Origin of the sequence: Inquilinus ginsengisoli (assembly GCF_050434925.1) — a bacterium.
In the GTDB taxonomy this organism is placed as follows: domain Bacteria; phylum Pseudomonadota; class Alphaproteobacteria; order DSM-16000; family Inquilinaceae; genus Inquilinus; species Inquilinus ginsengisoli_B.
In genome coordinates this window covers 4,288,013-4,313,721 of sequence record NZ_JBNDJK010000001.1, presented here as the reverse complement: position 1 = coordinate 4,313,721, position 25,709 = coordinate 4,288,013, and the positions used below count along the sequence as shown (strand labels likewise).

The following is a 25,709-nucleotide window of genomic DNA, read 5'->3' as shown; positions in this document are numbered from 1 at the left end:
CGGCCGTCAGATCCCGGAGCCGGCCATGGTGTCCGGTCCCGACCGGGCGCTGCCGTCCGGGCGCAGCCGCAGCAGCCATTCGCGGCCGACCTTGACCATCGGCTTGCCGTCGTATTCGACGATGTCGGCGGTGGCGTAGGTCTCGCTCCAGCGCTCCGGCAGGAAGCTGCCGGTGCCGACCACGTCGATCGGCGCCTTGGCCAGCGCCATCACCCGGCATTTGGCCGGGCTGAAGCCGCTCGATGCGACGATCTTCACCTTGCCGAAGCCGGCCTCGTCCAGCTTGTCGCGCAGATGATGGATCGCCGCGGCGGAGACGCCGGTGCCGATCAGGTGGCGCAGCTCCTCCTCGCTGCGGTAGCCGCGCACCGCCTCGGGCACGTGGCGCTCCAGCACCGCGTAGGATTCGCCGGGCCCCAGCCCTTCCATGTAGCGGCCGCCACCGGTGTCGATGCGCACCGACAGCCTGCCGGCCGCCGCCATCTCCGGGAAGCGGCGGCAGACCTCGAGCGCGTCGGTCACCTCGCGGGCGAAGTAGTCGACCAGGACGGTCAACGCCTCGTCCGGGTAAACCTCGTGGAACATCTCCGCGGCACGGACGGTCGACCCGGCATAGCCGATCAAAGCGTGCGGCATGGTGCCGAGGCCATCGGTCTGGCCGAAGAAATGTGCCGTGGCGTCGGTGGCGTTGCCGACGAAGCCCTTGGCGTCGTGCTTGCGCCGGGCGCGGGCCGAGCCGACGCTGGCGGCATAGGCCATCGATTCCGCCATCTCGGTGCCGGCGCAGTGCCGCGCATCCATCGCCAGAAAGGCGGCGCGGGACAGCTCGGCGCACATGGTGTAGGCGTTGTAGGCGGCGACGCAGGCCGGCCCCAGCTTCTGCAGCAGCACCGTCTCGCAGTCCACCAGATGGCGCAGCGGACCGGTGATGTAGAGCAGCGGCTCGCCCGACCCGACCCATTTGCCCTCGGCGTAGCGCAGCTCGATCTCGACCGCGAAGCCGCGCTCCTTGGCCACCTGCTGCAGCCATTCGATCGCCAGCCGCGGCGCGGCCACCACCGGCCGGCGCATGAACACGGCATAGGTGACGCGGGTGTCGCCGAAGCGCTCCACGATCCCCTTGGTCCGCAGGAAGTACTTGTCGGTCCAGCGCGACAGTTCATCGACCGAAGGGATCATGGACGCCGTTCCCTGCTATTCCGCGGCCGCGGCCCGGCGGGCCGCATCCTGGGCGCTGCGCTCCTGCTTCAGCTTCTCGGCGATCAGGAACGCCAGCTCCAGCGACTGGCTGGCGTTCAGCCGCGGGTCGACCGCAGTCTGGTAGCGCAGCGACAGCGCCTCGTCGGTGATCGCCTGGGCGCCGCCGGTGCATTCGGTGACGTCCTCGCCGGTCATCTCGAAATGCACGCCGCCGGGATGGGTGCCCTCGGCCCGGTGCACGTCGAAGAAGTCGCGCACCTCGGACAGGATCCGGTCGAACGGCCGGGTCTTGTAGCCGGAGGGCGAGGAGATGGTGTTGCCGTGCATCGGATCGCAGCACCAGATCACGGCCCGGCCCTCGTCGCGCACCCGGCGCAGCAGCGGCGGCAGCTTGTCGACGACCTTGTCGGCGCCCATGCGCACGATCAGGGTCAGCCGGCCGGCCTCGTTGTCCGGGTTCAGCACGTCGATCAGGCGGATCAGGTCGTCGGGATCCAGCGACGGGCCGCATTTCAGGCCCAGCGGGTTCTTCACCCCGCGCAGGAACTCGACATGCGCGCCGTCGGCCTGGCGGGTGCGGTCGCCGATCCACAGCAGATGGGCCGAGACGTCGTACCAGTCGCCGGTGGTGCTGTCGATCCGCGTCAGCGCCTGCTCATAAGGCAGCAGCAGCGCCTCGTGGCTGGTGTAGAAATCGGTCTCGCGGATCGCCGGCGTGGTCTCGGCGGTGACGCCGCAGGCGGCCATGAACTCCAGCGCCTCGTCGATCCGGCTGGCGAAGGCCTCGTAGCGCTCGCCCTGCGGCGACCGGGTGACGAAGCCGAGATTCCACTGGTGCACCTTGTGCAGGTCGGCATAGCCGCCCTGGGCAAAGGCGCGCAGCAGGTTCAGCGTGGCCGCCGACTGGTTGAAGGCCTGCACCATGCGCGCCGGGTCGGGGATGCGCGAGGCCTCGTCGAACTCGACGCCATTGACGATGTCGCCGCGATAGGAGGGCAGCGACACGCCGTCGATCGTCTCCATGTCGGCGGAGCGCGGCTTGGCGAACTGCCCGGCCATGCGGCCGACCTTCACCACCGGCAAGCCGCCGCCGAAGGTCAGGATCACCGCCATCTGCAGCAGCACGCGGAAGGTGTCCCGGATCTTGTCGGGATGGAACTCGGCGAAGCTCTCGGCGCAGTCGCCGCCCTGCAGCAGGAACGCCTTGCCCGCGGCGACCCGGCCGAGCGCCGCCTTCAGCGAGCGGGCCTCGCCGGCGAAGACCAGCGGCGGGTATTTCGACAGGGTCTTCTCCGCCGCTGCCACCTTGGCCGCGTCGGGATATTGCGGCATCTGCCTCACCGGCATCGCGCGCCAGGAGTCAGGGGTCCACCGTTCCGCCATCACACACTCCGCACCTTGCGCCCCCGCCCGCTCTCTCCCTTGCGGACGGGGCCGGATGTGAGGCTATACGCCTGCCCACCCGGCATTTCCAGCGTCGCAGCGCAGCCCACTTATGACAAGAACCGCGTGCAGCCGGCCCGCCACGCCGGCTTGTCGGCGGCCAGCAGCAGGAAGGGAGGCCGGCGCCGTTGCAGCGCCAGCTCCGGCCGGGCCTTCAGCGCCGCCGGATCAGCCTCCGGCTCCTCCAGCCGCGCCAGGGCCAGCCCGGCATCGACCAGGCCGTTCACATAGCTGGCAACGGTGCGGTGGTGCTTGACCACCCCGTCGACGAACCATCGCGTGTCGCGCCGCCCCTCCTCGCCGTAGCGATCGACCGGCCAGTACAGTTCGGCGCCTGTTGCATCGCGATGCCATTCATAGACGCCCATCGCGGTGCAGATCGGGTGCTCGACCGAGCAGACGAAGCGGCCGCGGGGTGCCAGCGCTGCGGCGATCGTCCGGACCGCCGCCCGATAATCGGCGACGTAATGCAGGGCCAACGACGAGACGGCCAGATCGAACGCTGCCGGCTCCACCGCCAGCGCCTCGATCGGCGCCTGTTCGTACCGGATCGCGGGATCCGAGGTCCGCCGCCGGGCTTCCGCCAGCATCTTCGCCGAGACGTCGATCGCCAGCACCGAGGCGGCGCCCCGCGCCCGGGCAGCGCGGGCGAAGTCGCCGAAGCCGCAGCCGAGATCGAGGACGCGCAGCCCCGTCAGCGAGGCCGGCAGCAGCCGCGCCAGCGCCGGCTGCTCCAGCACGGCGTTCAGCCCGCTCTCGGCGTCGCGCAGCGCGGCATAGCCGGCGAAGAACACCGGGTTGTCATAGATGTTCTGCGGCCCGTCCGGCTCAGCCGTCATTGCGCCAGTCCCGGGCTGGCCGGGCGCTCCACCTTGCTGCGCATGGTCACGAACTCCTCCGCCGCGGTCGGATGGATGCCGATGGTGGCGTCGAACTGCGCCTTGGTGGCGCCGCAGGTCAGGGCGATGCCCAGGCCTTGGACGATCTCCGGCGCGTCCGGCCCGACCATGTGGCAGCCCAGCACCCGGTCGGTCGCCGGATCGACCACCAGCTTCATCAACGTCCGCTCCTCGCGACCCGACAAGGTGTGGCGCATCGGCCGGAACACCGCGCGGTAGACATCGACCTCGCCATGCCGCTCACGCGCCGCCGCCTCGGTCAGCCCGACCGTGCCGATCGGCGGGTTCGAGAACACCGCCGTCGGCACGTTCTCGTAGGACGGCACCCGCGGCTTGCCGCCGAACAGCGTGTCGGCCAAGGCGTGGCCCTCGGCGATCGCCACCGGCGTCAGGTTCAGCCGGTCGGTGACGTCGCCCAGCGCGTAGATGTTGGGCACGCTGGTCCGGTAGTGCTCGTCGACGGTGATGGCGCCGTCGGCATCGACCGCGACTCCGACCGTCTCCAGTCCCAGCCCCGCCGTGTTCGGCTTGCGGCCGGTGGCGTACATCACCCCGTCGGCGGCGATCACCTCGTCGTTGCTCAGCGTCACCGCCAGGGCGTCGCCGACCTTGGCGATGCCCTCGACATTGCAGCCGAGGCGCAGATTGACCCCGGCCTTGCCGATCTCGGTGGCGAGGTGGACCCGCAGATCGTCATCGAAGCCGCGCAGCACCATGTCGCCGCGATGCACCAGCGTCACCTCGGCGCCGAGGCCGTGGAAGATTCCGGCGAACTCCACCGCGATGTAGCCACCGCCGACGATCACCACGCGCTGCGGCATCCGCTCCAGATGGAACGCCTCGTTCGAGGTGAAGGCGTGCTCGCGGACGCCGGGCTTGTCCGGCAGCACCGGCCAGCCGCCGGTCGCCACCAGGATACGGTCGGCGGTGACGCGCTTGCCGCCGACATCGATCGTGTGGGCGTCGACCAGCACGGCGCGAGCGTCGAACATGGTGGCGCCGGCATTGGTCAGCAGGGTGCGGTAGATGCCATTCAGCCGGCCGATCTCGGCGTCCTTGCGCGCGATCAGCGTGGCCCAGTCATGGGTCGCGGACGGGACGGTCCAGCCGAAGCCGGCGGCGTCCTCGAAATCGGCGGAGAAATGCGCCGCCATGGCCAGCAGCTTCTTCGGCACGCAGCCGACATTGACGCAGGTGCCGCCCCAGTAGCGTTCCTCGGCGATGCCGACGCGGGCGCCGTGCTGCGCCGCGATGCGGGCCGAGCGCACGCCGCCCGAGCCGCCGCCGATGACGAAATAGTCGAAATCGAATCCGCTCATGGCATGTCCGGACCGCCTGCCGCGGTCAAAGCGGCGCGGCCGGCGACCGGCCGCGCGGGAAGGGGTTCACCCGGCATTTGGGCCGCGGACCCCGATCGAGGCAAGCCCGTTCAACCCGCAGGGCCGCTATGCCTGACCGATCAGCGCGTGGGCCGCAGCGAGCTCGTGGTGCCATCCGCCTGGCCGATGATCGCCTGCTCGGCACCGCCGAGGAACAGCCCGGTCTCGACCACGCCGGCGATCGACTTGACCGCCCGCTGCAGCCCGTCCGGGTCGCGGATCGGCGCGAAGCCGCCGCAATCCAGCACCAGGTTGCCGCCATCGGTGCGGACCGTGGCGCCGTCGCGCTGCCGCAGCACCGGGGCGCCGCCGAAGGCCGAGAGGCGCCGGGCCGTCGCCTCCCAGCCGAAGGCCGTGACCTCGACCGGCAGCGGCGCCTTCTCGCCGAGCACCTCGACGATCTTCGAGCCGTCGACCACGGCGATGAAGCGCGCGGAGGCTTCGGCCACGATCTTCTCGCGCAGCAGCGCCCCGCCCAGCCCCTTGACCAGGCGCAGCGTCCCCCGCTCGACCTCGTCGGCCCCGTCGATGCAGAGGTCGAGCGCCTCGGTCGAGGCGAAGTCGGTCAGCGGGATGCCGAGTGCGCGCGCCCGCTCGGCCGTCTGCTCGGAGGTCGGGATGCCGGTGATGCGCAGCCCCTCCTCCCGGATCCGGCGGCCCAGCGCCTCCAGCACCCAGCGGACGGTCGAGCCGGTGCCGAGGCCCAGCCGCATGCCGTCCTCGACCAGCGCCGCCGCGGCCTCGCCCGCGGCGCGCTTGCCCTGCTCCTGCGGCGACAGCGTCTCGGTCACCGGTTCAGCCCGCCCATGCACAGGTACTTCACCTCGAGGTAATCCTCGATGCCGTAATGGGAACCCTCGCGGCCGAGGCCGCTCTCCTTCACCCCGCCGAAGGGCGCGACGGCGGTCGAGATCAGGCCCTCATTGATGCCGACGATGCCGTATTCCAACGCCTCGCCGACCCGCCAGATCCGGCCGATGTCGCGGCTGTAGAAATAGGAGGCGAGGCCGAATTCGGTGTCGTTGGCCATCCGGATCGCCTCTTCCTCGGTCTTGAACCGGAACAGCGGCGCCAGCGGGCCGAAGGTCTCCTCCTTCGCCACCTTCATCTCCGGCGTGACGTCGGTCAGGATCGTCGGCTGGAAGAAGGTGCCGCCGAGGCTGTGGCGCTTGCCGCCGAGGGCGACATGCGCGCCCTTCTGCACGGCATCGGCGATGTGCTCCTCGACCTTCTCGACCGCCTTCATGTTGATCAGCGGCCCCTGCTGGGCGCCGTCGGTCATGCCGTCGGCGACCTTCAGTTTGCAGACGGCCTCGGCCAGCTTGGCGGCGAAGGCGTCGTAGACCCCGTCCTGCACCAGCAGGCGGTTGGCGCAGACGCAGGTCTGGCCGGTGTTGCGGTATTTCGAGGCGATCGCCCCCTGCACCGCGGCGTCGAGATCGGCGTCGTCGAAGACGATGAACGGCGCGTTGCCGCCCAGTTCCATCGACACCTTCTTCACCGTCGAGGCCGATTGCTGGATCAGCAGCTTGCCGATCTCGGTCGACCCGGTGAAGGTCACCTTGCGCACGATCGGGCTCGAGGTCATCTCGCCGCCGATCTCGCTGGCGCTGCCGGTGATGACCGAGAACACGCCGGCCGGAATGCCGGCGCGCTCGGCCAGCTCGGCCAGCGCCAGGGCCGAATAGGGCGTCTCGCTGGCCGGCTTGACCACCATGGTGCAGCCGGCGGCCAGGGCGGCGCCGGCCTTGCGGGTGATCATCGCCGCCGGGAAGTTCCAGGGCGTGATCGCGGCGCAGACGCCGATCGGCTGCTTGATCACGACGATGCGCCGGTCGCCCGCCGGCGCCGGGATGGTGTCGCCATAGATCCGCTTGCCCTCCTCGGCGAACCATTCGACGAAGCTGGCGGCGTACGCGATCTCGCCGCGGCTTTCGGCCAGCGGCTTCCCCTGCTCCGCCGTCATCAGCTTCGCCAGATCCTCCTGATTCGCCAGCATCAGCTCGAACCAGCGCCGCAGGATCGTGAACCGCTCCTGGGCCGTCTTGGCGCGCCAGGCCGGCCAGGCCTTGTCGGCGGCGGCGATGGCGCGGCGGGTCTCGGCGGTGCCGGCGCGCGGCACGCTGCCCAGCCTGGCGCCGCCGGCCGGGTTGGTGACGTCGATCACCCGCCCGTCATCGGCGTCCGCCCAACGCCCGTCGATGTAGCATTGCTGGCGGAAAAGCTTCGAGTCGGTGAGCTGCATCGGTTCGGTCTCCCTCTTCTCGGCGCATCCGGCCGCCTGAATCTCGGAAGGAGGTTGTAGCGCGGCCGGCGGAGGGCTGCCAGGGCATGGGATATCCTGTTATGCGCAGGACGCAGGGCTCGCGGCTTCGGCGCCAAGGTCCGAAACCGGAACATCGGCCGGATTTGTCGGACGTTCAAGGTGTTAGCAGCCGCTTCGCTTCCCTGCCCTTAAATAGTCTTACCAATCAATTGAACCACTCATCTTTCCAGCATCGTGTTAACGGCGGGACGAATAGGCCGGTGAACCGACCCATGCACTTTGCAAAAGCCGAATAATTTTTTTAGGTCCGCCTGCAATACATAAATCTGGACCGCCTCTGTATTGGCGTTCGAAAGCGGGCAGGAATCGGGCGAAAGCGTGTCATTTTTGCTTGGCGGGAATATTTCAGAATGTTACTAGACATCCTTGCCGGTGAGGGGGCGGTGACTGGGGTCATCGAACGAGCCGGACGGAAAGGCGCTGCATCCGTTTGGAGCGCCAAGGGAGCGAGTGCAGTCCGATTGACACAGCGCAGGGGGGACGGGCCAGTGATGACCCGCGACAATGACTATGACCTCAGAATCAGAACTCAACGTCGGGCTAAGCGCCCACTCAGTACCCTCACTGCAAGTCTGTTGACGCTGGTCTGCAGCGTCGCCCTTCTCAGCGAAACCGCACATGCCGCATCGCGCACCACGCGCGAGTTGAATGCCGCGGCTGCCGCAGCCGCCGGTCAGGCCAGTGAGCAGGTCGAAGGCGCCGTGCGCAACGCCGTGGCCACCGGCCAGGCGACGACGGACCGGGCGGCCAGCCCGGCACCGGCCACCGAGCGGAAGACGGCCGCCGCCGCACCGGCCCCCCGGGTTCGTCCTCAGGCTCCCGCCGCTGTCGATGCGCCGATCCCGCGCACCCAGCTGACGGCCCGCAACATCACCGAACAGCGGCAGATCCAGCGCGTCTCGACGCTGAAGGCCCAGGGTCGCCGCTGGTCCTGCGTTCCCTTCGCCCGCGAGCTGACCGGCTTCCAGATCTCCGGGGATGCGTGGCGCTGGTGGGATGCCGCCGCCGGCCGCTACAATCGCGGCCGCATGCCGGTCGCCGGCTCCGTCATCGTGCTGAAGCGCACCGGCTCGATGCGCCGCGGCCATGTCGCGGTGGTCCGCCGGGTGGTCAGCTCCCGCGAGATCATCGTCGACCAGGCCAACTGGGCGCCGCGCGGCCGGGTGAATGAGCCGGCCCGGGTGATCGACGTCTCGGCCAAGAACGACTGGAGCCAGACCCGCTTCTGGCATCAGCCGACCCGCCAGATGGGGACCTCGGTGTATCCGACCTACGGCTTTATCTACGCGCCGAACACCCAGGTCGCCGAACGCGCCGACTGACCGACCGTTTCCCGCTCCCGGTTCCAGCAAGGCCCGCCGCAATTGCCGGCGGGCCTTGTCTTTTGTGGGCCAGCAAGCAGCAGCGGCTTCCTTCCACAAGCAAGTTTGCAGCTTTTCATTGAACTACTCAAGCAAACCAGGATTATTAATTTCTCTCCACAATACTTGAATCTCGGACAGAACCAACGCCGTCAAACAGATGATGCGTCGAAAAACCTATACCAAACCGTAAATACCGAAACCTCGGACAAGCCATTATTTCTGATGGCGACACATCCCCGACCGCCATCGGCCCGGGCCGAGACCAAGCATCCCATCGAGCAGCATCGACATCGTGAGCACAGAAGCGGTCCGATCCATTGCCGACTCCCCGGCCGCGCTGGGGACGCACCATTCCGGCCCGGCATCGGCCGGAGCGCTGGTGCCGGCCGCCCGTGATATCCATCCGCTCTGGGTCCCTGCATTCCTCGGCGCCGGCTTCCTGGCCTGGACCCTGCTGCCGGCCTGGCTGGACGGCAACCTGCATCCCGACACGCTCGAAGGGCTCTACTGGGGGCAGCACTGGCTTTGGGGCTACCACAAGCACCCGCCGCTGGCCGCGTGGTCCGCCGAACTCGTCCACGCCGTGTTCGGCAGCGCCGACTGGGCCTATTACGCGCTGAGCCAGGCCTTCATCGCCGCCGCTTTCGCCGGCATCTGGCTGCTGACGCGCGACATCGCCGGGCGCCGGGCCGCGCTGGTCGCGGTCGTCCTGCTGGCCCTGACGCACTACACCACCTACGCCGCGCCGCGCTTCAACCCGAACACCGTGCAGTTCGCCTTCTGGGCCTGGACCATGGCGCTGTTCTGGCGCGCCGTCACCCGCGACCGCGCGGCCTGGTGGATCCTGACCGGGCTCACCGGCGGGCTGGGCCTGCTGGCGAAGTATTCGATCGGCGTGCTGCTGGCCACGCTGCTGGCCTATCTGCTGCTGTCGCCCCCCGGCCGGCGGCACTTCGCCCGGCCCGGCCCCTATCTCGCATTGGCGGTCTGCCTGCTGGTGGTCGCACCGCATCTGCTCTGGCTGGCGCAGAACGACTTCACCACCCTGAGCTATCTGGCCGAGCGCAGCGACGACACCCTGACCGGCCCGGCCGGCCATCTGATCGGTCCCCTCACCTTCCTCGGCGACCAGGCCTTCGCCGTCGCGCCGATGCTGCTGGCGGCGGCGATCGGCCTCAGCCCCCTGGGACGGCAGCGGATCGCCGCCCTCCTCCACCTCGCCCGCCGGCGGCTGGGCGCTCCGGCCGGGATCTATCTCGCCTTCGTCTATCTGGTCCCGATCGCCGTCCTCACCCTGGCCTCCGCCGCCACCGGCATCCGCATCCGGACGATGTGGGGCATGAGCTTCGTGCTGGCGGCGCCGCCGCTCCTGGCCCTGCTCCTGCCCGCCCTCGGACTGTCGGCGCCGCGCTTCCGCACCGCCGCCCTCGCCCTGGCGCCGGCCTTCGCGATCGGCTTCGCCGTGCTGATGCTGGTCAAGCCCGCCCTGACCGGGAGGCCGAACCTCATGAATCTCGACGGCCCGGCGCTGTCCGCGGCGGCCGAGGCGCTGTGGCGGAACAGCCAGCCCGGCACGCCGGAGACCGTAATCGGCACGATCCCGGAGGCTGGGACGATCTCCCTGTACGGCGCCGCTCGGCCCCAGGTGTTCGAGGATGCGGACCCGGCCCTGTCGCCCTGGGTCGACCAGGATCGCCTGCTGCGCGGCGGCGCCGTCTACGCCTCCCGGCGCGTCCCCGTGCCAGGCCGCCCGATCGCCGGCCTCTGCCCGCGGGACGTCACCGCTTATGCCTGGCCGGCGCGGACGGCGCTCGGCACGCCGCTCGCAAGCCGCACGGTCTGGCTCGCCGTGCTCCCCGGCCGGACCACCCCGGCCGTCACCTGCCCCGGCTCATGAGGGCCATGATGAACCACACCCTCCGCACCACCCCGCGCCGCCTGTCGATCGTCGTGCCGCTGTACAACGAGGCGGATTCGGTGGCGGCGCTGCACCGGCAGCTCGAGGCCCTGGCCGCCCGGCTCGACGAGGCTCATGGCCTGGCGGTCGAGGTGATCTATGTCGACGACGGCAGCGGGGACGGCAGCGCCGGGGTCATCGCCGCCCTGCCCGACGGTCGGGCGCGGGTCGAGCTGATCCGCCTCAGCCGCAACTTCGGCAAGGAGGCGGCGCTGACCGCCGGCCTCGACGCCGCCATGGGCGACGCAGTGGTGTTCATGGATTCGGACGGCCAGCACCCGCCGGAGCTGATCGACACCTTCGTGCGCCACTGGCTGGTCGACGGCGACGACATCGTCTATGCCGTCCGCCGCCGGCGTGAGGCCGGGCCGGTCTACCGCCTGCTGGTCAAGTCCTTCTACGGGCTGATGAATTCCGGCAATGCCTTCCGCATAACGCCGGATGCGGCCGATTTCCGCCTCATATCGGCAAGGGCGGCCGAGGCGCTGCGCGGCCTGCGCGAACGCGGCCGGTTCTTCAAGGGCCTGTCGGTCTGGGTCGGCTTCCAGCAGCGTCGGATCGACTACCAGCCGGCGGAGCGGATCGGCGGCACCACGAAATGGTCGTTCTGGAAGCTGCTGCTGCTGTCGCTCAACGGCGTCACCTCGTTCAGTCGCGTGCCGCTGAGGATCTCGACGCTGCTCGGCTTCGCCATGGCCCTGACCGCCTTCTCCTACGGACTGTGGATCACCATCGTCTGCCTGGCCAAAGGCGTGGCCCTGCCCGGCGTGCCGGGCGTGATCGCCATCCTGGTGCTGATCGGCGGCGTGCTGCTGATCAATCTCGGCATCCTCGGCGAGTATCTCGGCCAGATCCTCGACGAGGTGAAGGACCGCCCCCTCTACGTCGTCGCCGAGCATAAGCGGCGGGACCCTGTGGAAGAGATGAGCCATGTCCTCGAGGCGTATCACGCTGGTCGCCGATGATTACGGCCTCGCCCCCGGCGTGTCGCTGGCGATCCGCCAGCTGCTGGCCGAGGGCCGCCTGTCCGGCACCAGTTGCCTGACCGTCGGACGTTTCTGGGCCGAGGCGGCCGGCCTGCTGCGCAGCCTGCCCGCCGCCGCCGGGCCGGCCGAAATCGGCCTCCATCTCTGCCTCACCGGGCCGTTCGCGCCGCTGTCGCCGCAACTTCGCGTAGCTGCCGGCTGGAACCGGTTCCCCGGCCTCGCCGCCCTGATCCGGCTGAGTCTCGCGCGACGGCTGCCGACGGGCGCCCTGTCGGCCGAAATCGAGGCGCAATATGCCGCGTTCGTCGATGCCTTCGGCCGGGCGCCGGACTTCATCGACGGGCACCAGCATGTCCATCTGCTGCCCGGCATCGCCGAGACCTTGGCCCTGACCCTGCGCTCCGCCGGGCTGCGGCCGCGCTGGATCCGGCGCTGCGGCGACCGGCCGCGGCGGATCGTCCGCCGTCCTTTCGCCGTGAAATCCCTGGCCCTGCAGGCCCTCAGCCTGCGGTCCGACGCCGTGCTCGACCCGGCGGCCGAGCGCCGGAACGACAGCTTCTGCGGGGTCTATGATTTCGTCGACCGCGGCTACGGTGTGTTGTTCGAGCGCTGGCTCGAGACCGCGCCGGACCGGACGGTGATCATGTGCCATCCCGGCCTGATCGACGCCAGGCTCGCCGCCCTCGACCCGGTCACCGGGATGCGCGCGGTGGAATACCGCTACTTCGCCGGGCCGGATTTCCCGGCCGCGCTGCGGCGCTATGGCGCGACGCTGGCGCCCTTCGGCGCGCCGGCGGCGGCCAATCACCCCATTCCGGCCATGGAGGCTCCCATTCGCCGCGGAATCGGCTAGACTCTCCGATCTGGTTCCGCAGATCCGCGAATGGTCATGCCCTCCTTCGACATCGTCTCCAAGACCGACCTGACCGAAGTCGACAACGCCGTCGCCGGCGTCACCCGCGAGGTGGCGCAGCGCTTCGACTTCAAAGGATCGAAATGCACGATCGAGCGCAGCGACGAGACGCTGACGATCATGGCCGACGACGACCTGAAGCTGAAGCAGATGCACGAGCTGCTGCGCGTCTATTTCACCCGGCGCAAGCTCGATGCCGGCGCGCTCGACTTCAGGACGGTGGAGAAGGCTTCGGGCAACATGGTGCGCCAGGAGGTGGTGGTGAAGCAGGGCATCGACCGCGACCTGGCCCGGACCATCATCAAGGCGATCAAGGACAGCAAGCAGAAGGTGCAAGCCGCGATCCAGGGCGACGAGCTGCGCGTCACCGGCAAGAAGATCGACGACCTGCAGGCCACCATCGCCGTGGTCCGCGGCCTGAAGATCGAGCAGCCGCTGCAATATCTGAATTTCCGCGACTGACACCGTCGGCGGACGCAACCGAACGGGTCGCGAAGCGTTGTCATCGGCAGAACAGCGGCCGGCTTGGCCCTGCAAGGGATATCCGATGAACCGCCGATCCTGCCTCGCCGCCCTGATCGCCGCCATGGCCCTCGCCGCCTGCGGCAAGGCCGGAGAGACCGCCGCGCCGGCGCCTACGCCCGTCGTCAGCGCCGCCGTCACCGGCACGGCGACTTATCGCGAGCGCATCGCCCTGCCGGCGGATGCGGAGCTGATCGTGCAGCTGCTCGACGTCTCGCTGGCCGACGCGCCGTCGACGGTGGTGGCCGAGCAACGCATCGCCCCGGTGCGCGTGCCGGCGACCTTCACCCTGTCCTACGATCCGGCGCAGATCGACCAGCGCCACAGCTATGCCGTCTCGGCCCGGGTCGAGCGCGGCGGCAAGCAACTGTTCGTCACCGACACCCGCCACCCGGTGCTGACCCAGGGCGGCGGCGGCACGGCCGACATCGTCATGACCCGGGTCCGGGCGCCCTGAGCCGGTCGCGCCACAGCGCGTAAAGATCGATCCCGTCCAGCCGCACCGGCAGGTGCCGGATGGTCATCGCCTGGTCGGCCGGTGGCTTGGCCAGCTCGGCATAGACCGCGGCGGTCGACAGCCCGTAGGGCGCGCCCTCCTCGTTGGAATGGGCGTAGTACACCGCGGTGACGCCGGTCATGGTCATCGCCGCGAGGCACATCGGGCAGGGATGGCCGCTGGCGTAGACGGTGCAGCCGTCGAGCCGCAGCGCGCCGATCGCATGGGCGGCCGCCCGGATCGCCTGCAGCTCGGCATGCGCGGTCGGATCACCGGTGGCGCCCATCTGGTTGACGCCGGTGGCGATCACCGCGCTGTCGCGCACCAGTACCGCGCCGAAGGGCCGGCCGCCCTCCTCGACATTGCGGCGGGCCAGCTCGATCGCCTGGGCGAGGAAGCTTTCATGCGGGGTCATCTGATCCTCCGAGCTTCGATTTCTGCGCCAGGTCGCCGCCGCGCCAGAGATACAGCGCCAGCAGCGGCTGCTCATCCGTGCGCATCGCATGGGCGACACCGGACGGGTGATGGATCAGCTCGCCGGGGCAGCGCCGCCGCCACCCGTCCCGGCCCCGGAGCCAATCGGCGGTGCCGGCGAGCGGCAGATAGATCTCCTCGGCCGCATGGCTGTGCGGCGGATACTCGATCTCCGGCCCCAGCAGCAGGACGCCGCAGGCCAGCCGGTCGCTGGCGATCGGGCCGCGCAGGCCGATCAGCTCGCTCCAGCCATAGCGCTCGAGGAAACGCTCGCCCAGATCGCCCGCCGCATAGGTCTGCCCCCAGGCGAGGGCTCCGGCCGCGGCGACGACCTGATCGACCAACGGCCGGGTCGCCGCCGCTGGCGTGGCCTGGTCGAGCCAGCGCAGCACCGGCAGGGGCCTGGGCTCGACCATCCGCTGCGCGGCGCCGGCCGCCGGCCATTCGTCCAGGAACGGCGCCAGCTCCGGCTGGTCGAAGCCGGCCAGCAATGCCCGCGCCGCCGTCGCCAGCCGCTCCGCGCCGGTCACGACAGCCCCTTCCGGGTCTCGGCGATGCGGGCCAGGATCGCGTCGACGGTCTCGCCGACGGTCAGCCCCGAGCTGTCGAGCCACAGCCCGAGCCGCGGCGTGTCGGCGCGCAGGCCGCGGTCCAGATCGGCGGGCGTCCAGGCGTCGTAACCGGTCTTGCTTCGCCCCGCCTCGCGCGCGGCCACGGCCTCGGGCGACGGGCACAGCACGACGATGCCGAAGGACCGGCCGCACAGCAGCTCGGCGACCCGTACCAGGGTCGGCCCCAGGATCACGTCCTGCCAGATCACGGTGAAGCCGGATTCGGCAAAGCGCCCGGCCACCATCGCCGCCAGCTCGTGGCGCAGGTCGAGCTGGCGCATCGCCTCGGCCGGCAGGTCGGGCGTCACCTCGACCCGGCCGGAGACGATCATGCGCCGGAACAGGTCGCCGCGCAGATGCACCGCCCGCGACAGCCGTTCCGCCAGCGCCTGGGCCACGGTCGACTTGCCCGCCGCCATGATGCCGGTGACGACGAGGATGTCGGGCAGCTCGGTCTCGCTCGGCATGGTCAATCTCTTCGGTTCTCGTCCATGATTGCCGTCCCATGGCGCGACGGCACCGATCCGATGTCAACCTTCTGCAACCCACCATGACCAAGGCGGGCTCGATGAAGCAGATCGCCTGCGCCATCCTGCTGCGCGACGGGCGCATCCTGTTGGGCCGCCGCACGCCGCAGCGCCGCTTCTATCCGGATTGCTGGGATGTGCTGGGCGGCCATTTCGAGGCCGGGGAGACGCCGGAGCAGGCGCTGATTCGCGAGGTGCAGGAGGAGGCCGGGGTCACGCCCCTGCACCACCGCCTGGTCGCGACATTGCCGGCCCCCGATCCCGTCCGGAACGGCGAAGCCCGGTACCACGTCTTCGTCGTCACCGGCTGGACCGAAGGCGAGCCGCGGATGCTGGGCGACGAGCACAGCGAGATCCGGTGGGTCCCGGTCGACGAGGCCGTCCGGCTGCCCAGGGCCTCGATCGGCAAGGCGGTGTCGGCGAGGTCGACGTCGTGATGCCGGTCCGAAGGGCCAGGCCTCCGGCCCGGCTTCGGTTCAGTCCGCCCTTAAGCGCGGCCGCTGCATTCCCGCAGCAGCAGGGTGGCGAACCAATCGTCCTTCAGAAGAAAGTTCAGGTTCTTGGCGATGGCGTCGTCCACCGCGCGGTCCACCGACTGGCCGCGGGCCACCGTGAAGGTGGTGCCGAAGGCCTGGTCGAACTGGACGTTGCCGCCGACCGCCAGCACGTAATGGATGTCGACGCCGTAATGCTCCTCCGCCCCTGCCCGGTCGACCTTGAAGTCGCGGACCGTGGCGTCGAGGACGCAGCGTGACGAGTTCAGCCCGGCGCCGGCGCGGCGCAGCTCGGCTTTCAGCGCGTTGGTGACGTAGCCCGGCACGTCGCGCACGCTGCCCTGCGGCGCCACCCCGCTGCGCGGCCGGTAGTCCATCGGGTTGACCGCGACTGCCCCGGTCAGATGCGCCGTGGTCTGCGGCTGATAGCCGGTGCGCGGTCCCGACACCGGCTGGGTGGCGCAGGCGGCGACGAGAAGTGCGAAGGCGAGCGGCAGGCGGCGCAGCATGGGGGCTCCCGAAATGTCCGGCGGGGTCCGAATCGCCCCGCCCCGACTTAGCCTCGCCGCCGCAGCGGGGTCAATGCGATGCGCTGACGGCGAGCCGCCACGGGGCCTCGGAACCCTCTGCCGCCTCGGCACGTTTCTGACACGCCGAACCGGGAGAACCTGCCATGTCCCCGCACGACCTCAACGTGAAGCTTGATGCCGACGTGCCGCAGCTCAGGATCCTCGATCCTGAGCTGCTCGACTATATCCAGCGGCGCCGGGTCGAGGATGTCGGCTTCCCGGCCGGCGCGCGGATCATGACCGAGGGCGATCCCAACCCGCCACTCTACACCGTGGCCCGCGGCTGGGCGATGCGGTTCAAGGCGCTGCCGGACGGCCGCCGGCAGATCCTGTCCTTCATCCTGCCGGGCGACGTGATCGGCTTCCAGGCCCAGTTCTTCGACAGTGCCGTCACCTCGATCGAGGCGATCACCGATGTCTCGCTCTGCGTCGTCCCCTACCAGGACATCGTCGGCCTGTCCCAGGCCCAGCCGGAGATCGCCCTCCGCTTCGCCGCGCTGACCGCGGACCAGAAGCGCGCGATGGAGGAGCAGTTGCTGTCGCTGGGCCAGCGCACCGCGCCGGAGCGGGTGGCGGCCCTGGTCCTCGACCTGTACGGCCGGGCCGAGGCGCGCGACATGGTGCGAAGCGACGGCATGCCGTTCCCGCTGACCCAGCAGCATATCGCCGACGCGCTCGGCATCTCGCTGGTGCACGCCAACCGGACGCTGAAGCGGCTGCAGCGCGATGGGCTGTTCCAGATCAAGGGACGGCGGCTGCAGGTCCTGGACGCTGCGGCGCTCGAAAAAAGGACGGCGAAGAAGCTGGCGGCCTGAGCGCCGGGTCTCCCGAGTATTACGCGGCTTCCGCGGTCGGCGGCACATAAGCCATCCGGGCGGCGCGCACCTTGTCGTGATGCTGGTCGGCCCAGCGCACCAGCGCGTCGAGTGGCTCCATCAGCGACCGGCCCAGCGGTGTCAGCGCATAGTCCACTCGGGGCGGGATCGTCGGATGCACCGTGCGCGTCACCAGCCCGTCCTGCTCCAGCCGGCGCAGCGTCTGCGCCAGCATGCGCTGGGAGATGTCGCCGATCTCGCGCTTGACCACGGTGAAGCGCTTCACCCCCGGCGCCAGCGTCTGCAGCACCAACAGGCTCCAGCGGTCGCCGATCCGGTCCAGCACGTCCCGGATCGGACAGGGATGAAACGCCCCGTCCACCATCTGCCGCGCAACCATGATCCGCTCCTCCGTCCATCGCGACAACCACGCCGGTATACTATCGGAACTGAAATCCTGGCCGGAACCACCTCGTTGCCGCAGGCTCGCGGTCGCGCCGAAAGCCCGAAAGCGAAGCTTACCGAAGCGGCTGAAAGTTAAGGATTTTTCATTGGGAACCTCGCCTCGCTGCGGCCTATTCCCATGACGTGAGCCCACAGCAAGGGAGCTTGGATTATGGCGAGCAGCCAGACTCCGCACCGGGGCGGCGCCGGGAACTTCGCCTACAATCGGGAGCGAGCGGCGGAAGCCGGCCGCAAGGGCGGCCAGAAGAGCAGCGGCAACTTCGCCCATGACCCCGCCCGCGCTTCCGAAGCCGGCCGCAAGGGCGGCCAGCACAGCGGCGGCAACTTCAAGAACGATCCGGCCCGGGCGGCGGCGGCAGGCCGCAAGGGTGGGCAGGAAAGCGGCGGCAACTTCGCCAATGACCGCGAGCGCGCGGCGGAAGCCGGGCGGAAGGGCGGTCTCTCCGGCCACGGGCCGCATTGACGCGACAGCGCTGACGTCGCGGCATCAGGGCAGGCACGGGCCTGCCCTTTCTTTTGCTGCGAGAGTGCTCGACCGGCCGAACGCGGTGCTTCAGGCCGCCCGCGGATGGGTGTGCCGGGCCGCCGCGGCGTTGACCGTGGTCTTGGCCAGCTTGGTCAGCGTCTCGTCGGTCGCCTTCTCCTCCGCCAGCGTCTCCAGCAGCAGGGTCAGCGCCTGGTCGTGCTGCATCGCCTTGGCCCAGGTGCAGACGGTGCCGTAGGAGGCGATCTCGTAATGCTCGACCTTCTGCGCCGCGGCGATCAGCGCGGCGTCGAGCGCGTCGGGCTCGAGCCCGAGCTCGGTCAGTTCCTGCGCCTCGGCCAGCAGCCCCTCCATCGCCTCGCAGCTCTGGCCGCGCGGCGACGCCTCGAGGCCCTTGAACACGGTGTCCAGGCGCTCGACCTGGACCTTGGTCTGCTCGAGATGATGCTCGAAGCCCTGCTTCAGCTCCGGATTGGTGGCGGCGCGCGCCATCTTCGGCAGCGTCCGGGTCAGCTGCTGCTCGGCGCTGTAGAGGTCCTTCAGCTCGTTGAGGAACAGATCGTGCAGCGTCTTCGTTGCCATGGCCGGCCTCGCTGTGGCTGGTGACGAGGGCCGCCGGCGGTGCGGCAGCCCTCGTCCCAACCAATGGCGGCGTCCGGCCCGCGGTTCCGGATCAGGCCAGCAGCGGCATCATCGCGGCGACCAGCGGGTGGCGCACGATGTCCGCGGTGGTCAGCCGGACGACGGCGACGCCGTCCAGCGGCTCCAGCCGCCGCGCCGCCTCCTCCAGCCCGGACAGGCCGGGCAGCAGGTCGGTCTGGTCGGGGTCGCCGGTGATCACCATGGTCGAGTGCCAGCCCAGGCGGGTCAGCAGCATCTTCAGCTGCTGGAAGGTCATGTTCTGCGCCTCGTCGACGATGACGAAGCTGCGCGAGATGGTGCGGCCGCGCATATAGGCGAGCGGCGCGATCTCGACGATCCCCTCCTTGGTCATCTGGCGCACCTGCTTGGCGCCGAGACGGTCGGACAGCGCGTCGTAGATCGGGCGCATCCAGGGGTCCATCTTCTCGTTGATGTCGCCGGGCAGGTAGCCGAGGCTCTCGCCGGCCTCCACCACCGGCCGGGTGATGACGATGCGGCTGACCCGCTCGGCGGTCAGCGCCTCGACCGCCTTGGACACGGCGAGATAGGTCTTGCCCGTGCCGGCGGGGCCGAGGGCCAGGGTCATCGCATGGCCGTCGATCGCCTTCATCAGAACTTCCTGATTGGCGGTCCGCGGCTTGACCGTCTTCAGATAGCTCTGCTCCCGGAAATCATCGTCGTAGCCCTCGCTGATCGGGACGATACGGGCGGTGGAAGCGCTGCGTTTGGCCATGGAACGTCGTCCTTTGCTCTCGCTTGCATCCTCGAACAGGGGATCCCAGTTGCGGCCCCCTTCACCGGGAGATCTCATTCGCCGGAACCCTCCATCGGGTCGGGTGGAACAGGACAGGTGACGGATCGGAACGGACGGCCGAAAACGACAAACGCCCCTGCGAGGGGCGTTCGAACGAGCGGCGATGCTGATGCTGGCCCTGGTGGGAGCCGGGAAGCGGATGGTGATGCCAGGCTGCTGCCCTTGCATGTCGCCTTTCCGATCACTGGCGACGGAAATCACGTCGCCATGAGAAGCGTCTCACCAACCCTCGTGCTGCACCAGCGAAAAGAAGGGCGACACGGAAAATTCATACCAATTGTGCCAAACCCCGGCCGGCCTGCGGCTAGATCTAGCGGCTGCCACCAGACACCGCATCCGGCCGGGTCGCCATGTCGATGAAGGCGCGCGCCGCCGGCGAGGTCTCGTCCCGGCGCCAGGTCAGCCACATGGTGGTGACGGCGCCAGGGTCGGACAGAACGCGGAACACCACGCCCTCGACCTGGATTCGCTGCAGCGACGCCGGCAGCAGCGCCACGCCGAGCCCGGCCGCGACCAGTCCGACGATGGTCGAGACCTCGCGCGCCTCCTGCCCCAGCCGCGGGCTGAACCCGGCGTCGCGGCACAGGCCGATCATCTGGTCGTACAGGCTGGTGCCGGCGTCGCGCGGATAGCAGACGAAGGATTCGTCGGCCAGCTCGGCCAGGGCCAGCGGCGCAGGGGCACCCGCCGCCAGCGGATGGTCGGTGCGCAGCGCCGCCACCAGCGGGTCGCGGAACAGCTCGCGCACCTCGATCCCGTCCGGCACCGGCGGGTAGGTCGGGTTGCGCAGGAAGCCGATCTGCAGCCGCCGCTCCGCCAGCGCCTCGATCTGCTGCCGGGTCGGCATCTCCTGCAGCTCCAGATGCACGTCCGGGTGGCTGCGGCGGAAGGCGAAGATCGTCTGCGGGATCAGCGTGGTGAACGGGGCGGAGGCGGTGAAGGCAATGCGGATCTCGCCGATCTCGCCGCGCTGCGCCCGGCGCGCCACCTCCGCCGCCCGGTCGGCCGCGGCCAGCACCGTCCGCGCCTGCTCCAGGAACAGCCGGCCGACCTCGGTCAGCGCCACCCGCCGGTTGCTGCGCTCGAACAGCCGGGCGCCGAGCTCCTCCTCCAGCGCCTGGATCTGCTGGCTCAGCGGCGGCTGGGAGATGCCGAGCCGCGCCGCCGCCCGGCTGAAATGCAGCTCCTCCGCCAGGGCCACGACGTAGCGCAGATGCCTCAGTTCCATCATTCGCCAAAGCGATCAAACATGCCGTTAAACATATTGGACACTATCAATCGACGTGGCCATGTTTCCGTAAGGGCCGGGCGCATCTCCCTTCCGCAATCCTGGCCGGAGACTTCCCGTGACCTCATCGGTCCAGTCGCTGCCGCGCCATTCCGCCCCTCCATCGGTTGCCGACGCCATTCCGGCGGGGACGATCGCGGCCGAGGACGTCGTCGCCTTCATCGAGCACGGCACCGCCGCCTTCCACCGCACCAACCTGGCGCTGTTCGCCGCCGGCTTCGCCACCTTCGCCCTGATCTACTGCGTGCAGCCGCTGATGCCGGTCTTCGCCGCGACCTATGGCATCAGCGCGGCCGAGAGCAGCCTGTCGCTGTCGCTGACCACCGGGACGCTGGCCGTCGCGCTGCTGGTCGCCGGCGCCCTGTCCGAGGCCTGGGGCCGCAAGCCGGTGATGGTAGCCTCGCTGTTCGCCTCGGCGATCCTGACCATTCTCTCCGCCCTGATGCCGTCCTGGCACGGGCTCCTGGTGTTGAGAGCGCTGATGGGGCTGGCGGTCAGCGGATTGCCGGCCGTCGCCATGGCCTATGTCAGCGAGGAGATGCATCCCCGTTCGGTCGGGCTGGCGATGGGGCTGTTCATCGGTGGCAGCGCCATGGGCGGGCTGGGTGGCCGCTTGATCGCCGGCATTCTGACCGACCTCGCCTCCTGGCGCCTCGGCCTCGGCGTGGTCGGGCTCTCCGGCCTGGTCTGCGCCGCGCTGTTCTGGCGCAGCCTGCCGCCCTCGGCGCATTTCACGCCCCGGCCGCTGCGGCCGCGGCTGCTGCTGGCCGCCTTCGCCGACCATCTGCGCGACCCCGGGCTGCGCTGGCTGTTCCTGGAAGGCTTCCTGCTGATGGGGGCCTTCGTCACGCTCTACAACTACACCGGCTTCCGCCTGCTGGCGCCGCCCTACGGGCTCAGCCAGACCGCGGTGGCGGCCATCTTCGCGGTCTATCTGATCGGCATCGGCGCCTCGATCTGGGTCGGCCATCTCGCCGGCGTGCTTGGCCGCCGCCGGGTGTTCTGGGCGCCGATCGTGCTGATGCTGGCCGGCATCGCCCTGACCCGCAGCGACGATCTGTGGGCGATCATCGCCGGCGTCGCCGTGCTGACCTTCGGCTTCTTCGGCGCCCATTCGGTGGCCAGCAGTTGGGTCGGCCGCCGGGCGCGGCATGCCCGCGCCCAGGCCTCCTCGCTGTACCTGTTCTTCTATTATCTCGGCTCCAGCGTCGCCGGCTCGCTCGGCGGCGTGGCCTGGGCCGATTGGGGCTGGCCCGGCGTCACCCTGATGATCGGCGCCCTGGCCCTGGCGGCGCTGCTGGTCGCCCTGCGCCTGGTGATCCTGCCGCCGCGTCAGGCCTGATCGGGGCCCAGGCCCTCGACGAGGTAGAGCCGGGTCATCCGCCGCAGCTCGGCCAGGGCGGCGGCGCGCGGCTTCAGCCCCGGCTCGACGCCGAGCACCGCCGCCGCCTTCATCTGCAGCAGCACGACGATCGCCATCGCCATGGCCCGGTCCGGCGGCAGCCCGGGCGCGCGCAGACCCAGGATCCGGGCCACCCCCTCGCGCATGTCGTCGCGCAGCCGCAACGGCTGGGCGACGTCCCGCCGCGCCTCGAACAGCACCAGCGCCGCCGCGCGCTTCTCCTTCAGCCCGACCAGCAGGTCGATCAGCGCATCCGCCAGCGCCGGGACGGCCAACTGCGCCGCCTGCGCCTCGACCGCCTGCAGCCCGGCCAGCACCTGCTCGCCATAGCCGGCCAGCAGCGCGTCGGCCAGCGCCTCCTTGCTCGGGAAGAACTGGTACAGCGAGCCAATCGACGCCCCGGCCCGAGCCGCGACCTCGGTCATCGTCGTCGCCTCGTAACCCTTCTCGGCGAACACGGCCGCCCCCGCCTGCAGCAGTGCCGCGACGCGGTCGCGCCCGCGCTGGCGCCGGGGCTCGCGCCTCACGACAGCGTCGGAGGCGGTTGACTTTTGTGAGGACATGCTCATAAAACTGATTGCGAGGCTATCCTCATATTTTCACATGCACCCGCCCCCGTCCATCCGCCCGGCCCCGGCCGGCGGCACCGGAGGCGCGCTGCCTGCCGCGAAAGGCGACGACCATGCCCACTCTCGACCCGCGCAGCACCGCCCTGGTCCTGATCGATCTGCAGAACGGTATCCTCGGCATGCCGGTCGCGCCCCGCAGCGGGGCGGAGGTGCTGGCCACGGCCAAGGCGCTGGCCGCGCGCTTCCGCGCCGCCGGCGCCCTGGTGGTCCCGGTCCGCGTCGGCTGGGCGCCGGACTACGCCGATGCGCCTCGCCAGCCGGTGGACCGGCCGATGACCCGCCCGGCCGGCGGCCTGCCGGCAGGCTGGAGCGACCTCGCCGAGGGCTTGGCCGAGCCGGGCGACGTCGTCGTCACCAAGCGGCACTGGGGCGCCTTCACCGGCACCGACCTCGACCTGCAGCTGCGCCGGCGTGGCGTCACGACCATCGTGCTGGCCGGCATCGCCACAAATTTCGGCGTCGAATCCACCGCCCGCAACGCCTGGGAGCTGAACTACGCCGTGGTCTTCGCCGAGGACGCGATGACCAGCCTGTCGGCGGAGATGCATGGCTTTGCGGTCGAGTCTATCCTGCCGCGCATCGGAATCGTCTCCCAGGCGGCGGACATCCTGCTCGGCCGGCCCTGAGGCGGAAAGCGAGGCTGCAGTGGTTTCCGTGAACGGCCCGGCCCTGCCGGTCCTGGCCAGGCTGCCGCGTGCCGGGCAATGGGCCGTCCTCCTGGCCGTGTCGGCCGCCGCCGCCGCCCTGCTGCAGGCCGCCGCCCTGCCTGCCGCGCTGCTGCTGGGCCCGATGATCGCGGGCATCCTGGTCGGGGTCGGCGGCGGCACCATCCGGGTGCCGCGCCGGCCCTATCTCGGCGCCCAGGCGATCATCGGCTGCCTGATCGCCGGAGCGATCACGCCGTCGATCCTGGTGTCCTTCCTGCGCGACTGGCCGCTGTTCCTGGCGATCGTGCTGGCGACGCTGGCGGCCAGCAGCCTGCTGGGCTGGCTGATGAGCCGCTGGCAGGTGCTGCCCGGCACCACCGGCGTCTGGGGCTCCTCCCCCGGCGCCGCCACCGCCATGGTGCTGATGGCCGAGGCCTTCGGCGCCGATGCCCGGCTGGTCGCCTTCATGCAGTATCTGCGCGTCGTCTGCGTCGCCACCGCCGCCTCGCTGATCGCCCGCTTCTGGGTCGACGCGGGCGATGCCGGGCCGGCGGCGATCGTCTGGTTCCCGCCGGTCGATGCCGGCGCCTTCGCGGCGACGCTGGCTTTGGCCGCGCTGGGCGCCGTGGCCGGGCGGCGGCTGCGCATCCCCGCCGGGTCGATGCTGGTGCCGCTGGTGGTCGGGGCGGTGCTGCACGCGTCTGGCCTGATCGAGATCGAGCTGCCGGAATGGCTGCTCGCCCTCGCCTATGCGCTGATCGGCTGGAACATCGGCCTCGGCTTCACCCGGTCGGTGCTGGTGCATGCCGCCCGGGCGCTGCCGCAGATCCTGCTGTCGATCGCGGCACTGATCGCCTTCTGCAGCGGCCTCGCCTTCGTGCTGGTGCGGACCCTCGGGGTCGACCCGCTGACGGCCTATCTGGCGACCAGCCCCGGCGGCATGGATTCGATCGCCATCATCGCCGCCTCCAGCGATGTCGACCTGCCCTTCGTCATGGCGCTGCAGACCGTGCGCTTCTCCCTGGTGGTGCTTCTCGGCCCGGCGGTGGCGCGTTTCATCGCCCGGCGATCCCCGCACGCGTCCTAGGCGGCGGCCGCCTTCAGCCGGCCCAGCTCCTCCAGGAAGCGCTCTGCCGCCACGTCGGGCGCCCAAGGCTCCCAGGGCGTGCCGCCATAGACGGGCCACAGCGGGTCGTCCTCGACCGGACGGAACCGGATCTTCAGCACCCGCCAGACCTCGTCGCGGGTCCAGCCGACCACATGGATCGCCTCGCTGGCCGCGGCCACCCGGTCGGCGCGCTTGTGGAAGGCCTTCTGCTCCACCGTCCAGCGCGGCAGGCCATAGCGCAGGAACACCGTGTCCTCGAGCCGCGCGGCGAGGTCGCGGAACTCCTGGCCCAGGAAGGGCTTGATCACCGACAGCGGATCGAAGCCCAGCAGCCCCTCATCGGCGTCGTGCAGCAGCTCGCGCAGCTCGGCCAGCGGCGACAGCGGGGCCGGCGCCCAGGCCCGGCACAGCGCCAGCACGGCCAGCGAGTGCTGGGCGACCGACAGCGGCAGCGGCCAGGCCGAATGCCCGCCCCAGCGATAGGTGCGGGCCAGGCCGAGCGCGAGGTCGCGGTCGTCCCAGTCGAACGGGGTGGGGTTGAGCAGATCGAGCCGCTTGCCCGACGGCAGCCGGACCCAGGCCCGCGCCATCGCCGTCCGTCCGTCCCAGCGCATCCGTTCCCCTCGATCCCCTGACCGCACCGCCCTTCCGGGTAGCACCGAACCCGACGGGCTGTCATCCGCGGCGCTATGGTGCGGACAAGCGCAGACCGGCAGGCCGCGTCGGCGGCCGCCGGTCGGGATCGCTCAGGATCTTCGGGGGAGGGCTATACCTTGATGCCGCTCGTCCGCCCTTCGCGCGGAGCCCAGTTGCGCACGATGGCGCCGGCCGGGCCGTAGCGGCGGGCGAATTGCGCCTGGGACAGGCGCAGCCCGCGACACAGCATCTCGGCCCGCAGCGCGGCCTGGATGCGGGACGTGCGGGGGGCGGCGGGTTGCTCGGCCGAGGGGGCCAATTCCGCGATCTCCCTCATCGGGACCACGGCGACGGTGTCATTCGCGGCTTTCGGCGGAAGAGAGGTCTCGTGTTCATCCGCCCGCATCGGGGCCGGATTCGTCTTGGGACGCCTGCGGTGCTGACCTGCCATGGCGGTTCCTCCAGCGGCTTTTGTCGTTGCGGCTCTCGGCGGCCCCGAAAGCCCGCCGCGCGCCGTGGTTCTTGCAGGAGAGAATCGGTCCCATGGTCATCGGCGATGCGACGGATCCTGTGGAGCGCATCGGCACCGGGGAACGGATGCCAAACCGACAAACACACG

The 25,709-nt window shown here is 70.3% G+C and carries 29 protein-coding genes; 12 read left to right on the top strand and 17 right to left on the bottom strand.

Annotation, left to right across the window (positions count from 1 at the left end):
* Positions 1 to 6: 6 nt before the first annotated feature.
* The 6 genes from QFZ27_RS20550 to gabD all read right to left on the bottom strand — a co-directional run bounded on the left by QFZ27_RS20550 (position 7) and on the right by gabD (position 7,166).
* Entirely contained in the window at positions 7 to 1,179 is a 1,173-nt protein-coding gene (locus QFZ27_RS20550) for a nicotinate phosphoribosyltransferase (protein WP_429228273.1), read from the bottom strand.
* Positions 1,180 to 1,194: 15 nt separating this feature from the next.
* Positions 1,195 to 2,583 (bottom strand): class II 3-deoxy-7-phosphoheptulonate synthase, encoded by a 1,389-nt coding sequence (locus QFZ27_RS20545; protein WP_429228272.1) that lies wholly within the window; start codon positions 2,581 to 2,583, stop codon positions 1,195 to 1,197.
* A 110-nt stretch (positions 2,584 to 2,693) separates the two neighbouring features.
* The gene (locus QFZ27_RS20540; RefSeq protein ID WP_429228271.1) at positions 2,694 to 3,482 is read right to left on the bottom strand and encodes a class I SAM-dependent methyltransferase; all 789 of its coding nucleotides are present in this window, start codon (positions 3,480 to 3,482) and stop codon (positions 2,694 to 2,696) included.
* Entirely contained in the window at positions 3,479 to 4,861 is a 1,383-nt protein-coding gene (gene gor, locus QFZ27_RS20535; protein ID WP_429228270.1) for a glutathione-disulfide reductase, read from the bottom strand. The genes QFZ27_RS20540 and gor overlap by 4 nt, the downstream gene beginning before the upstream one ends.
* Before the next feature lie 140 nt (positions 4,862 to 5,001).
* Positions 5,002 to 5,712, bottom strand: a complete 711-nt coding sequence (rpiA, locus tag QFZ27_RS20530; RefSeq protein WP_429228269.1) for a ribose 5-phosphate isomerase A — start codon at positions 5,710 to 5,712, stop codon at positions 5,002 to 5,004.
* Positions 5,709 to 7,166 carry an NADP-dependent succinate-semialdehyde dehydrogenase gene (gabD, locus tag QFZ27_RS20525; protein ID WP_429228268.1) on the bottom strand — a complete coding sequence of 486 codons (1,458 nt, stop codon included), beginning with the start codon at positions 7,164 to 7,166 and terminating at the stop codon, positions 5,709 to 5,711. The genes rpiA and gabD overlap by 4 nt, the downstream gene beginning before the upstream one ends.
* Positions 7,167 to 7,822: 656 nt before the next feature.
* On the opposite strand from gabD, the gene QFZ27_RS20520 reads away from it, so the two are divergent.
* The 6 genes from QFZ27_RS20520 to QFZ27_RS20495 all read left to right on the top strand — a co-directional run bounded on the left by QFZ27_RS20520 (position 7,823) and on the right by QFZ27_RS20495 (position 13,446).
* On the top strand, positions 7,823 to 8,569 hold the full coding sequence (locus QFZ27_RS20520) for a CHAP domain-containing protein (protein WP_429228267.1): 747 nt from the start codon (positions 7,823 to 7,825) through the stop codon (positions 8,567 to 8,569).
* A 334-nt stretch (positions 8,570 to 8,903) separates the two neighbouring features.
* Positions 8,904 to 10,508, top strand: a complete 1,605-nt coding sequence (locus QFZ27_RS20515; protein WP_429228266.1) for a glycosyltransferase family 39 protein — start codon at positions 8,904 to 8,906, stop codon at positions 10,506 to 10,508.
* 8 nt (positions 10,509 to 10,516) lie between these two features.
* Positions 10,517 to 11,533, top strand: coding sequence for a glycosyltransferase family 2 protein (locus QFZ27_RS20510; protein ID WP_429228265.1), 1,017 nt, complete (start codon positions 10,517 to 10,519; stop codon positions 11,531 to 11,533).
* The gene (locus tag QFZ27_RS20505; protein ID WP_429228264.1) at positions 11,499 to 12,407 is read left to right on the top strand and encodes a ChbG/HpnK family deacetylase; all 909 of its coding nucleotides are present in this window, start codon (positions 11,499 to 11,501) and stop codon (positions 12,405 to 12,407) included. Before QFZ27_RS20510 ends, QFZ27_RS20505 begins: the two co-directional genes overlap by 35 nt.
* Positions 12,408 to 12,443: 36 nt before the next feature.
* Complete coding sequence (locus tag QFZ27_RS20500) at positions 12,444 to 12,929, top strand: YajQ family cyclic di-GMP-binding protein (protein ID WP_429232479.1); 486 nt, start codon at positions 12,444 to 12,446, stop codon at positions 12,927 to 12,929.
* An 85-nt stretch (positions 12,930 to 13,014) separates the two neighbouring features.
* Entirely contained in the window at positions 13,015 to 13,446 is a 432-nt protein-coding gene (locus tag QFZ27_RS20495; RefSeq protein WP_429228263.1) for a YbaY family lipoprotein, read from the top strand.
* Here the strand turns inward: QFZ27_RS20495 and QFZ27_RS20490 are convergent.
* Genes QFZ27_RS20490 through QFZ27_RS20480 form a run of 3 tightly spaced genes read right to left on the bottom strand, consistent with a single transcriptional unit; the run spans position 13,421 to position 15,037 of the window.
* On the bottom strand, positions 13,421 to 13,900 hold the full coding sequence (locus QFZ27_RS20490; protein WP_429228261.1) for a nucleoside deaminase: 480 nt from the start codon (positions 13,898 to 13,900) through the stop codon (positions 13,421 to 13,423). The genes QFZ27_RS20495 and QFZ27_RS20490 overlap by 26 nt on opposite strands.
* Complete coding sequence (locus tag QFZ27_RS20485) at positions 13,887 to 14,489, bottom strand: dimethylsulfonioproprionate lyase family protein (protein WP_429228260.1); 603 nt, start codon at positions 14,487 to 14,489, stop codon at positions 13,887 to 13,889. Before QFZ27_RS20485 ends, QFZ27_RS20490 begins: the two co-directional genes overlap by 14 nt.
* Positions 14,486 to 15,037: a P-loop nucleotide/nucleoside kinase family protein gene (locus tag QFZ27_RS20480; RefSeq protein ID WP_429228259.1), complete on the bottom strand. Its 552-nt coding sequence runs from the start codon at positions 15,035 to 15,037 to the stop codon at positions 14,486 to 14,488. Before QFZ27_RS20480 ends, QFZ27_RS20485 begins: the two co-directional genes overlap by 4 nt.
* An 83-nt stretch (positions 15,038 to 15,120) precedes the next feature.
* On the opposite strand from QFZ27_RS20480, the gene QFZ27_RS20475 reads away from it, so the two are divergent.
* Positions 15,121 to 15,534, top strand: coding sequence for an NUDIX hydrolase (locus tag QFZ27_RS20475; protein WP_429228258.1), 414 nt, complete (start codon positions 15,121 to 15,123; stop codon positions 15,532 to 15,534).
* A 50-nt stretch (positions 15,535 to 15,584) separates the two neighbouring features.
* Here QFZ27_RS20475 and QFZ27_RS20470 read toward each other — a convergent pair whose 3' ends face one another.
* Positions 15,585 to 16,100: a hypothetical protein gene (locus QFZ27_RS20470; protein ID WP_429228257.1), complete on the bottom strand. Its 516-nt coding sequence runs from the start codon at positions 16,098 to 16,100 to the stop codon at positions 15,585 to 15,587.
* A 164-nt stretch (positions 16,101 to 16,264) separates the two neighbouring features.
* On the opposite strand from QFZ27_RS20470, the gene QFZ27_RS20465 reads away from it, so the two are divergent.
* Positions 16,265 to 16,975, top strand: a complete 711-nt coding sequence (locus QFZ27_RS20465) for a Crp/Fnr family transcriptional regulator (RefSeq protein ID WP_429228256.1) — start codon at positions 16,265 to 16,267, stop codon at positions 16,973 to 16,975.
* 19 nt (positions 16,976 to 16,994) lie between these two features.
* On the opposite strand, the gene QFZ27_RS20460 is transcribed toward QFZ27_RS20465, so the two are convergent.
* Complete coding sequence (locus QFZ27_RS20460) at positions 16,995 to 17,375, bottom strand: winged helix-turn-helix transcriptional regulator (RefSeq protein ID WP_429228255.1); 381 nt, start codon at positions 17,373 to 17,375, stop codon at positions 16,995 to 16,997.
* Positions 17,376 to 17,591: 216 nt separating this feature from the next.
* Between QFZ27_RS20460 and QFZ27_RS20455 the strand changes: the two genes are divergently transcribed.
* Positions 17,592 to 17,903 (top strand): con-10 family general stress protein, encoded by a 312-nt coding sequence (locus QFZ27_RS20455; RefSeq protein WP_138891958.1) that lies wholly within the window; start codon positions 17,592 to 17,594, stop codon positions 17,901 to 17,903.
* A 90-nt stretch (positions 17,904 to 17,993) separates the two neighbouring features.
* Here QFZ27_RS20455 and QFZ27_RS20450 read toward each other — a convergent pair whose 3' ends face one another.
* The 3 genes from QFZ27_RS20450 to QFZ27_RS20440 form a co-directional block, all read right to left on the bottom strand.
* Positions 17,994 to 18,506 (bottom strand): YciE/YciF ferroxidase family protein, encoded by a 513-nt coding sequence (locus tag QFZ27_RS20450; protein ID WP_429228254.1) that lies wholly within the window; start codon positions 18,504 to 18,506, stop codon positions 17,994 to 17,996.
* A 91-nt stretch (positions 18,507 to 18,597) separates the two neighbouring features.
* A complete protein-coding gene (locus QFZ27_RS20445) occupies positions 18,598 to 19,299 on the bottom strand; it encodes a PhoH family protein (protein ID WP_429228253.1) in 702 nt (233 codons plus the stop codon).
* 391 nt (positions 19,300 to 19,690) lie between these two features.
* Positions 19,691 to 20,611: a LysR family transcriptional regulator gene (locus tag QFZ27_RS20440; RefSeq protein WP_429228251.1), complete on the bottom strand. Its 921-nt coding sequence runs from the start codon at positions 20,609 to 20,611 to the stop codon at positions 19,691 to 19,693.
* 115 nt (positions 20,612 to 20,726) lie between these two features.
* On the opposite strand from QFZ27_RS20440, the gene QFZ27_RS20435 reads away from it, so the two are divergent.
* Entirely contained in the window at positions 20,727 to 22,010 is a 1,284-nt protein-coding gene (locus QFZ27_RS20435; protein WP_429228250.1) for an MFS transporter, read from the top strand.
* Here the strand turns inward: QFZ27_RS20435 and QFZ27_RS20430 are convergent.
* On the bottom strand, positions 22,001 to 22,597 hold the full coding sequence (locus tag QFZ27_RS20430; protein WP_429228249.1) for a TetR/AcrR family transcriptional regulator: 597 nt from the start codon (positions 22,595 to 22,597) through the stop codon (positions 22,001 to 22,003). The genes QFZ27_RS20435 and QFZ27_RS20430 overlap by 10 nt on opposite strands.
* A gap of 155 nt (positions 22,598 to 22,752) precedes the next feature.
* Here QFZ27_RS20430 and QFZ27_RS20425 point away from each other — a divergent pair, with 155 nt between their 5' ends.
* Both QFZ27_RS20425 and QFZ27_RS20420 read left to right on the top strand, forming a co-directional pair.
* Positions 22,753 to 23,325 carry a hydrolase gene (locus QFZ27_RS20425; RefSeq protein WP_429228248.1) on the top strand — a complete coding sequence of 191 codons (573 nt, stop codon included), beginning with the start codon at positions 22,753 to 22,755 and terminating at the stop codon, positions 23,323 to 23,325.
* 19 nt (positions 23,326 to 23,344) lie between these two features.
* Entirely contained in the window at positions 23,345 to 24,433 is a 1,089-nt protein-coding gene (locus QFZ27_RS20420) for an AbrB family transcriptional regulator (RefSeq protein WP_429228247.1), read from the top strand.
* On the opposite strand, the gene QFZ27_RS20415 is transcribed toward QFZ27_RS20420, so the two are convergent.
* Positions 24,430 to 25,068: an HD family hydrolase gene (locus tag QFZ27_RS20415; protein ID WP_429228246.1), complete on the bottom strand. Its 639-nt coding sequence runs from the start codon at positions 25,066 to 25,068 to the stop codon at positions 24,430 to 24,432. The two genes, QFZ27_RS20420 and QFZ27_RS20415, sit on opposite strands and share 4 nt — an antisense overlap.
* Before the next feature lie 152 nt (positions 25,069 to 25,220).
* Positions 25,221 to 25,541, bottom strand: a complete 321-nt coding sequence (locus QFZ27_RS20410; protein ID WP_429228245.1) for a hypothetical protein — start codon at positions 25,539 to 25,541, stop codon at positions 25,221 to 25,223.
* Positions 25,542 to 25,709 lie beyond the last annotated feature (168 nt).

Coding starts and splice junctions, on each gene's coding strand:
- QFZ27_RS20550 (WP_429228273.1), bottom strand. CDS start 1,179: ATGATCCCTTCGGTCGATGAACTGTCGCGCTGGACCGACAAGTACTTC.
- QFZ27_RS20545 (WP_429228272.1), bottom strand. CDS start 2,583: ATGGCGGAACGGTGGACCCCTGACTCCTGGCGCGCGATGCCGGTGAGG.
- QFZ27_RS20540 (WP_429228271.1), bottom strand. CDS start 3,482: ATGACGGCTGAGCCGGACGGGCCGCAGAACATCTATGACAACCCGGTG.
- gor (WP_429228270.1), bottom strand. CDS start 4,861: ATGAGCGGATTCGATTTCGACTATTTCGTCATCGGCGGCGGCTCGGGC.
- gabD (WP_429228268.1), bottom strand. CDS start 7,166: ATGCAGCTCACCGACTCGAAGCTTTTCCGCCAGCAATGCTACATCGAC.
- QFZ27_RS20510 (WP_429228265.1), top strand. CDS start 10,517: ATGAACCACACCCTCCGCACCACCCCGCGCCGCCTGTCGATCGTCGTG.
- QFZ27_RS20505 (WP_429228264.1), top strand. CDS start 11,499: ATGTCCTCGAGGCGTATCACGCTGGTCGCCGATGATTACGGCCTCGCC.
- QFZ27_RS20500 (WP_429232479.1), top strand. CDS start 12,444: ATGCCCTCCTTCGACATCGTCTCCAAGACCGACCTGACCGAAGTCGAC.
- QFZ27_RS20495 (WP_429228263.1), top strand. CDS start 13,015: ATGAACCGCCGATCCTGCCTCGCCGCCCTGATCGCCGCCATGGCCCTC.
- QFZ27_RS20490 (WP_429228261.1), bottom strand. CDS start 13,900: ATGACCCCGCATGAAAGCTTCCTCGCCCAGGCGATCGAGCTGGCCCGC.
- QFZ27_RS20480 (WP_429228259.1), bottom strand. CDS start 15,037: ATGCCGAGCGAGACCGAGCTGCCCGACATCCTCGTCGTCACCGGCATC.
- QFZ27_RS20475 (WP_429228258.1), top strand. CDS start 15,121: ATGACCAAGGCGGGCTCGATGAAGCAGATCGCCTGCGCCATCCTGCTG.
- QFZ27_RS20470 (WP_429228257.1), bottom strand. CDS start 16,100: ATGCTGCGCCGCCTGCCGCTCGCCTTCGCACTTCTCGTCGCCGCCTGC.
- QFZ27_RS20465 (WP_429228256.1), top strand. CDS start 16,265: ATGTCCCCGCACGACCTCAACGTGAAGCTTGATGCCGACGTGCCGCAG.
- QFZ27_RS20460 (WP_429228255.1), bottom strand. CDS start 17,375: ATGGTTGCGCGGCAGATGGTGGACGGGGCGTTTCATCCCTGTCCGATC.
- QFZ27_RS20455 (WP_138891958.1), top strand. CDS start 17,592: ATGGCGAGCAGCCAGACTCCGCACCGGGGCGGCGCCGGGAACTTCGCC.
- QFZ27_RS20450 (WP_429228254.1), bottom strand. CDS start 18,506: ATGGCAACGAAGACGCTGCACGATCTGTTCCTCAACGAGCTGAAGGAC.
- QFZ27_RS20445 (WP_429228253.1), bottom strand. CDS start 19,299: ATGGCCAAACGCAGCGCTTCCACCGCCCGTATCGTCCCGATCAGCGAG.
- QFZ27_RS20440 (WP_429228251.1), bottom strand. CDS start 20,611: ATGATGGAACTGAGGCATCTGCGCTACGTCGTGGCCCTGGCGGAGGAG.
- QFZ27_RS20425 (WP_429228248.1), top strand. CDS start 22,753: ATGCCCACTCTCGACCCGCGCAGCACCGCCCTGGTCCTGATCGATCTG.
- QFZ27_RS20415 (WP_429228246.1), bottom strand. CDS start 25,068: ATGCGCTGGGACGGACGGACGGCGATGGCGCGGGCCTGGGTCCGGCTG.
- QFZ27_RS20410 (WP_429228245.1), bottom strand. CDS start 25,541: ATGGCAGGTCAGCACCGCAGGCGTCCCAAGACGAATCCGGCCCCGATG.